This window comes from Streptomyces sp. NRRL B-24572 (genome assembly GCF_002156145.1).
Taxonomy (GTDB): Bacteria; Actinomycetota; Actinomycetes; order Streptomycetales; family Streptomycetaceae; genus Streptomyces; species Streptomyces vietnamensis.
This window is the reverse complement of the sequence record NZ_MWIG01001215.1, coordinates 1-729: the sequence shown is the minus strand read 5'-3', so window position 1 is coordinate 729 and position 729 is coordinate 1. Positions and strand designations below refer to the sequence as shown.

The following is a 729-nucleotide window of genomic DNA, read 5'->3' as shown; positions in this document are numbered from 1 at the left end:
CTGCGGCGGGCCACGCGGCGGGCGAACTTCGAGGCCCAGGTCACATTCGAGGCCCCGGAAGAGCCCTCTCCGAGTGAGGCGCCCCATAGGACCTACATCACGTACGACCCGAAATAGTAGACCGGCACACCACCTCAAACCACCCCACACCCCCGCATGACCTGCGGAAACACCGCACAGCAACCACCTCCCCCACACCCCCCGGGTCCGAACCTTCCTCGTACAGGGGGTCGTTGCATCGGAGTTCCGGCCCTGCTTCTCTGGTGGACGTCGCCAGGCAGCCGGTGCTCATCGCAGCGCCACGGACGGCCGGTCCCCCCCAGCTCCCGGGTCTCCCGGGCTCTGGTTCCGGCTTGCCGAAAACGCCTGGCGCGCCCCTTGTCCCCGACGTTAGGTCGATACCTTGATCCGCTCGCTCACCACTCGTGTCTCTGCCCGCAACAAGAAGATCGCCGTCTCCGCAGCCGTGCTGCTGGGCGCGTCCGGTGCGGTGCTGGGCACGACGGGCTCGGCTTCGGCCTCCAGCCCGCAGGAGCTCGCTCGTCAGATCGTCCCCGCCTCGCAGTACGCGTCGTTCAGCAAGATCGTCGAGCACGAGTCCGGCTGGAACCCCAGCGCGACCAACTCGTCCAGCGGCGCCTACGGCCTGGTCCAGGCCCTGCCGGGCTCGAAGATGTCCTCGGCCGGTGCCGACTGGAAGACCAACGCGGCCACCCAGATCAAGTGGGG

The 729-nt window shown here is 68.3% G+C and carries 1 protein-coding gene; it reads left to right on the top strand.

Annotated elements, in window-relative coordinates:
• Positions 1 to 403: 403 nt before the first annotated feature.
• A partial coding sequence (locus CCN56_RS41390; protein WP_086832602.1) for a transglycosylase SLT domain-containing protein occupies positions 404 to 729 on the top strand: 326 nt, incomplete at its 3' end.